A 6,832-nucleotide genomic window follows, 5' to 3' on the forward strand; every position below is an offset into this window, starting at 1 on the left:
TCCTTTTACGTTTAAATTCAGGATTTATTCAAGATCATTTTTCTAACTTGCAGTATGAAAATTTTAGTTATAGAGGACGAGCCTGATATATCATCTGCCATAAAGGGTTACCTTACATCCAATGGCGTGCAGTGCGAAACGGCTTTTGGCGTTGTCGAGGCATTAGACAAGATCAGCGTTTACGAATATGAGTGTATCCTGTTGGACCTGATGCTGCCCGACGGCGATGGACTCGAAATACTGAAAGAACTCAAGCGGCTCAATAAGACAGAGGGTGTCATCATCATATCGGCGAAGGAAACCCTTGAAACAAGGATAGAAGGGTTTAACCTCGGTGCAGATGATTACCTTACCAAGCCGTTCCACCTGTCAGAACTTTTGGTCAGAATCCAGGCACTGATAAGGCGGAAAAAATTCAACGGGCATAATGATATTACATTCAATGAGATCAAGATCGACCTGTTGGGCAAAACAGTAGCCGTTAGCGGAACTAAACTCGATATTACCAAAAAGGAGATCGATCTGCTGCTTTACCTGATAGGGAACAATAATAAAGTCCTGTCTAAGGCAGCTATCGCCGAACACCTTTCGGGTGACATGGCCGATATGCTCGATAACCATGACTTTGTGTATGCACACATTAAAAACCTTAAGAAAAAGCTCTACCAGGCCGGTAGCAGGGATTACATAAAAACCGTATATGGGCTGGGCTATAAATGGCAGGATGACTAAAAAGAAACTACTAAATAAAACCACCAACAGCTTTTTGGCTTATGCCGTAGCGATCCTACTGGTCGCAGCTCCAATATTTTATTTCATAAGCCTGTGGCTCTATATCTATGAGACAGATGAAGTACTGCTGTTCCATAAAGGAGCATTTGTAAAGGAAACCAGGGGCAACTTCTCTGAGAATGATATTGCGGCATGGAACAAGTATAACCGGGATGTAGAGATCGTACCCGACACGGGCGTTACTAAGGATTCCATAGTTGGTAAAATGATGTACGACGCTATAGCGAAGGAAGAAGAGCCTTTCCGCGTGCTTTATGCACCGGTTAGCATAAACGGGAAAAGGTTTACCTATGTTGAAAAAACTAACCTTGTTGAAATGGAAGGCATGGTTTTCAGCATAGCGGTGATGTTCCTCTGCATAATAATTATCCTTCTCATAGGCATAATATATATATCTAAAGCTTTGGCTGCTAAAATATGGAAGCCATTTTACAATACCCTTGACCAGATCCGCGATTTTGAGATCGACAAGAACAGGCCGCCGAATTTTGCCGATACGGATATTGATGAGTTTGACAGGCTCAACCGCAGCCTTGAGAGGCTTATCGAAAAAAATACGGCCATTTATAAAAGCCAGCGGGAATTTGTAGAAAATGCAGCACATGAGCTACAGACACCCCTGGCCCTTTTCCAGGCAAAGATCGATACATTGTCACAATCGGCTGCTTTGACAAAAGAACAATCTGAGATAGTAGGAGCTCTCAATAGCGATGTGGCAAGGCTGAACAGGCTCAACAAAAACTTATTGATGCTGTCAAAGATCGACAACGACAGCTATTTTGATAAGCAGGACGTAAATGTAGCAGAGTATATTGGCAGGCACCTTGATTTCTTTGAGCAGCAGGCACGATCAAAGCATATTTCCATTACCACCGCATTGGACAAGGAGATCTTTGTCAGCGCTAACCCTATACTGTTCGAAGTATTGGTCAACAACCTGTTCCTTAATGCCATAAGGCACAATGTGCAAAATGGCAACATTAAGGTCGCCACCCTGGCCAATGGGATCTGCTTTACCAACACCGGCGCCGGTAGGCCCCTTAATGATGAAAAGCTTTTTAACCGCTTCTCAAAATCAGACCCATCCGCACAGGGTAACGGCTTGGGCCTTGCTATAGTAAAAAAAATAGCAGAACTCAACAGCTGGGACATCAATTATGATTTTTCAGGCAATGAACATTCTTTTACGATAAATTTTTAAAATTCAAATCTTCTTCCAATTCCAGAGGTAAATTCGTCCTATAAATTATGATCATTGGGCAATGGATCACAGGATCAATTAGCAACATCTTTTCATCCTTAAAGAAGTATAGGGCAACGATCCAGGTATGTCGGTAATGATCACTATGAAACCTGGGGGATTTGTTTGGGGTACAACTATAAATTTTAGGCTGTATATCAAAAATTCTAATTTTATTCAAAATTGGTTTGGAAACTTGCGTCAGAAATTTAGCATGCAATGTTTCAGAAATTAAACAGATCAGGAAGATTTTCGGTTTTAGCATATTTTATTGGTTGGTTCCTTATCGTTTGCCAGTTGTTGAGGGTATTCTTCTTCATCTGGCAATTCGATGAGGTTTCCCTTAAACCTCTCGACATATTATTTACAATGCTTACAGGCCTGTTCTTCGATCTGGGCACTGTGGCTTTTGTAAGCCTGCCCGCCACAATTTACTATGCGGTTTTGCCCAACAGGTGGATCGGTTCATTGGCTGATAAGGTCCTTGTTTGGTTTTTTACCGGCCTGACCGTTTTTATACTGGTCTTTAACTTTTTTGCCGAGATCACATTTTGGGAAGAGTTCAGGACCCGCTTTAACTTCATAGCTGTAGATTACCTCATTTATACCCATGAAGTGGCAGCCAACATAAATGAATCCTACCCGCTGCCGCTGCTTATTGCGGGTGTTCTGGCCACAACGACCTTTATACTGTTCCTGTTTTACAGGCAAGGTGCATTTGCCCACACTTTCAGTTCTAAGGCTACATTGAAATACAGGTCGGCGGTAGTTGGGAGCGTGTTGGTAACGGCATTGCTCTTTTCATTGTTCGTAACCAACAGCCAGGCCGAATGGAGCACCAACCGCTACAACTCTGAAATATCGAGATCAGGGATTTATTCGTTTTTTGCCGCCTTCAGGAACAACCGCATGGATTATGATGAGTTTTATACAGCTGTTGCCGATAAACAAGCTTTTGGCATCATCAGGCAAAAACTAAAAGCCGGTAATTCTGAATATACATCCGAAGGCCTCTCCATACACAGAACAGTTACGGACAGCCTTCCCTCCGCAGAAAACAAGAATGTGGTATTCATACTGGTAGAAAGCCTGAGCGGCAGCTTTATGAAAGAGTTTGGCAATACTGAGAACATCACCCCTTTTCTTGACAGCCTGGCACAGCAAAGCGTTTTTTTTGAAAACCTTTATGCTACTGGCACCCGGACCGTGAGGGGCATGGAGGCCGTAACACTTTGCATACCGCCCACCCCGGGGCAAAGCATTGTGAAAAGGCCGGAGAATTCCAACCTTTATACAGTGAACAGCGTTTTCCGATCAAGGGGTTACGACAGTAATTTTTTTTATGGCGGCGATGGCTATTTTGATAATATGAATGCCTATTTCGGTGGGAATGGGTTTAACATCTACGACCGTGGCAGGGGCAGCGTGCTTAGCGACGATATCAAAGCTGTACGCAATAATATCGATGATGACGAGGTGACTTTTGAAAATGCCTGGGGGATATGCGATGAGGACATTTTTAATAAAATGCTGGGCGTAGCCGACAGGCAATATACTTCAGGAAAGCCTTTTTTCAACTTTGTGATGACAACCTCCAACCACAGGCCCTACACCTATCCTTCAGGTAAAATTGATATCCCTTCGGGAACCGGGCGTGCGGGCGCGGTTAAATATACCGATCTTGCCCTGAAGGAACTGTTTGAAAAAGCAAAGACTAAACCATGGTATAAAAATACCGTTTTTGTGATCGTGGCCGACCATTGTGCCAGCAGCGCAGGCAAAGATGATATCGATGTGGCCAATTACCACATACCTGCATTTATCGTTAACCTGCCTGAAGGCAAAAACAGCAAGATCAAAAAACTGTGCTCGCAGATCGACCTCTTCCCTACCCTATTCAGCCTGATGCACTGGAGCTATGATTCCGATTTTTTTGGCAGGGATGTAACCGACAATGGCTTTGAGGAAAGAGCACTTATGGGTACCTACCGCAAACTCACGCTAATGAAACATGACAAGGTAATGATCTTGTCTGACCAAAAAAAGCAGGCATTCTATTCCTGGAAGAATAAGGATAACAGCCTGAAGCCACTGCCCATGGACCGCTCCTTCCTTGACGAAGCCATTTCATGGTATCAAACTGCAGATTACCTGTTCACCAATAAACTGCTTAAGTAATAATTATTCCCATTCAGAGAGACTCAATATCACCAAACGACAGTTAATACAGCAATACCAACTATGAAATAAAACTACATCAACCATCTTAACTATACAAAAATGAAAAGGTTAGTAGTTTTATTATCATTGGTGTGTTTCGCAAACACATTTGCCCAACAGGTAGAGGAAAAAGACAGTATAAATAACGATACTGTTGCCATGCTCAGGTTCAATTATAAACAGCTTATTATACCTGCAGCACTTATAGGCTATGGCATCATTGGCATCGAAAGTGACCAGCTTAAAAGTTTCAATACGCAGATAAGGGATGAGGTAAAAGAAGACATTGATGAAAAAACCTCGATCGATGACTTTAGCCAATGGGCTCCTGCAGCATCCGTATTCGCTTTGGATGCCTTCGGGGTCAAAGCTAAGAACAGCCTGCGCGACAGGAGTGTGATCCTGGCAACATCCTATGCAATAATGGGTGCAACTACCTTTGCGGGTAAGTCATTTACCAAGATCGAGCGGCCCGACGGCAGCGCGAACAACTCCTTCCCTTCCGGTCATACGGCCACGGCCTTTGCCGGTGCAGAATTCCTTTGGCAGGAATACAAGGATGAATCAGTATGGTACGGGATCGCAGGCTATGCCGTAGCAACGGGCACGGGATTGTTCAGGATGTATAACAACAAGCACTGGCTAACCGACGTGGCGGCGGGTGCAGGGATCGGCATCTTAAGCACAAAGATAGCCTACTGGGTCAACCCTTTCATTACAAGGACCCTGTTTGGGGAAAAGAACGGGAGATCGGCAACAACCCTGGTACCCAGCTACGACGGAAGGAATGTTGGGTTAACCTTTATCAGGACTTTCTGATGCCTCACCTGCATAATAGCCCTGATCATTCAAAATCATAGTGATGAAAAAAACAAATTACTTTAAGTGGCTGTGGCCGAAAGCCAGTTTGCAAATAACTCATTTCGTTTTGATAATGAGCCTGGCAACTTTTTTGCTCTACCATTTCCCTTTTTTTACTTTTGTTTTAAACAATATTGATCACTGTAGCCGGAACGGGATCATACTGATCATAAGCCTCGTGGTGCTCATGCTGGCCGTAAATGCCCTGTCTTATTACATTATTTTCTTTCTTTCGCGCCGCATAGGCAAAGTCCTGCTCGTAATGTCCCTGCTCATAAATGCTGGCGCATTATACTTCATCAATACTTATGGTGTTATTATAGATGAGGGCATGATCGGCAACATACTCAATACCAATTTTGAAGAATCAGGGATCTTTTTTTCAATAAGGTTAATGATATACATCCTATTTTTGGGAGTCCTGCCCGGAATTTATGTTATCAGGATTACCATCACAAAAGTTCCGATAAAGAAATTTATCATCACTTCTTGCCTTACTGTTGTGTTTATACTTGCTTTGGTTTTCGCCAATGCAGGCAATTGGCTTTGGATCGATAAAAATTCTAAAGCATTAGGCGGGCTTGCTATGCCATGGTCATATTCTGTGAACACCTCTCTTTTTTACATCCACAAGTATAAAAAGGAGCAGAAAGAGGTCCTGCTGCCGGATGCGGCCATAAAAGATGACACGAGATCGGTTATGGTCCTGGTCATTGGAGAATCTGCAAGGCGCGCGAATTTTTCCCTCTACGGTTACGGCAAGAATACCAACCCGCTGCTTTCAAAAGTCCCCAATTTATTCCATTTCAATGCCACTTCCTGCGCAACCTACACCACGGCAGGGGTAAAATGTATCCTTGAGCATACTGGCACCGATGAGCTATATGAAACCCTGCCTAACTATTTATACCGAAATGGTGTTGAAGTGATATGGAGGACTACCAACTGGGGCGAGCCACCGGTACATATAGATCAGTATCTGAACCGCGAGGCGCTGCGATCAAAATGTAATGGTGAAGGATGCAACTATGATGAAGTGCTTTTGGACGGACTAAAAGAGCAGATTATGGCCAGTAAAAAAAATAAGATCTTGGTTATACTGCACACCAGCACAAGCCACGGGCCTGACTACAGCAAGAAATATCCATCCCGGTTTGAGACGTTCAAACCCGTTTGCAACAGTGTTGAACTGGGCAACTGCACACAAAAAGAACTGATCAATGCCTATGATAATACCATTGTTTATACAGACTATATCCTTTACAAAGTAATAGAAGACCTGAAAGGACTGCAAGGCTATAACAGCTCAATGATATTTGTCTCCGACCATGGCGAATCGCTGGGTGAAAAAAATATGTATATGCACGGTATGCCGCTAAGTATTGCACCAAAAGAACAATACGAAATTCCTTTTATCGTTTGGGCGTCAGACAGTTCAAAGCGCCTTAAACCGCTCAATGAGGTATCGCAAGGCCATGTGTTCCATAGTGTCCTTAACTTTTTGGGTGTGCAAAGTCCGGTTTATAACGAAGGGTTGAATATTTTTTCAGAGTAATGTTGGTTGTGTATTTGGCAATTGTATGAGGTTCCAGATCTTCGACATGGGCATATCATAAAAAAAAAGCAGCCCCAAATTGGGGCCGCTTCCTATTGAAAATTGGTTTGTTAAGTCCGAGATCATTTCTTCACGATGATGAACTCTGAGCGGCGGTTCTGTGC

The 6,832-nt window shown here is 43.3% G+C and carries 5 protein-coding genes; all 5 read left to right on the forward strand.

The window, feature by feature from the left end; translation table 11 throughout:
* Positions 1-54 precede the first annotated feature (54 nt).
* The 5 genes from ACT6R0_RS18560 to eptA all read left to right on the forward strand — a co-directional run bounded on the left by ACT6R0_RS18560 (position 55) and on the right by eptA (position 6,668).
* Entirely contained in the window at positions 55-732 is a 678-nt protein-coding gene (locus ACT6R0_RS18560; protein ID WP_444655346.1) for a response regulator transcription factor, read from the forward strand.
* Positions 701-1,993, forward strand: a complete 1,293-nt coding sequence (locus tag ACT6R0_RS18565; RefSeq protein WP_444658720.1) for a sensor histidine kinase — start codon at positions 701-703, stop codon at positions 1,991-1,993. Before ACT6R0_RS18560 ends, ACT6R0_RS18565 begins: the two co-directional genes overlap by 32 nt.
* Before the next feature lie 258 nt (positions 1,994-2,251).
* On the forward strand, positions 2,252-4,210 hold the full coding sequence (locus tag ACT6R0_RS18570; protein WP_444655342.1) for an LTA synthase family protein: 1,959 nt from the start codon (positions 2,252-2,254) through the stop codon (positions 4,208-4,210).
* A 102-nt stretch (positions 4,211-4,312) separates the two neighbouring features.
* Positions 4,313-5,071: a phosphatase PAP2 family protein gene (locus ACT6R0_RS18575; protein ID WP_444655340.1), complete on the forward strand. Its 759-nt coding sequence runs from the start codon at positions 4,313-4,315 to the stop codon at positions 5,069-5,071.
* A gap of 43 nt (positions 5,072-5,114) precedes the next feature.
* Entirely contained in the window at positions 5,115-6,668 is a 1,554-nt protein-coding gene (gene eptA / locus ACT6R0_RS18580) for a phosphoethanolamine--lipid A transferase EptA (protein ID WP_444655338.1), read from the forward strand.
* Positions 6,669-6,832 lie beyond the last annotated feature (164 nt).

It is taken from the genome of Flavobacterium sp. (genome assembly GCF_052437795.1).
Lineage (GTDB): Bacteria > Bacteroidota > Bacteroidia > Flavobacteriales > Flavobacteriaceae > Flavobacterium.

What these genes read in the sequence shown, in the direction of transcription:
- ACT6R0_RS18575 (WP_444655340.1), top strand. Translation starts at nt 4,313, where the DNA reads ATGAAAAGGTTAGTAGTTTTATTATCATTGGTGTGTTTCGCAAACACA.
- ACT6R0_RS18560 (WP_444655346.1), top strand. Translation starts at nt 55, where the DNA reads ATGAAAATTTTAGTTATAGAGGACGAGCCTGATATATCATCTGCCATA.
- eptA (WP_444655338.1), top strand. Translation starts at nt 5,115, where the DNA reads ATGAAAAAAACAAATTACTTTAAGTGGCTGTGGCCGAAAGCCAGTTTG.
- ACT6R0_RS18565 (WP_444658720.1), top strand. Translation starts at nt 701, where the DNA reads ATGGGCTGGGCTATAAATGGCAGGATGACTAAAAAGAAACTACTAAAT.
- ACT6R0_RS18570 (WP_444655342.1), top strand. Translation starts at nt 2,252, where the DNA reads ATGTTTCAGAAATTAAACAGATCAGGAAGATTTTCGGTTTTAGCATAT.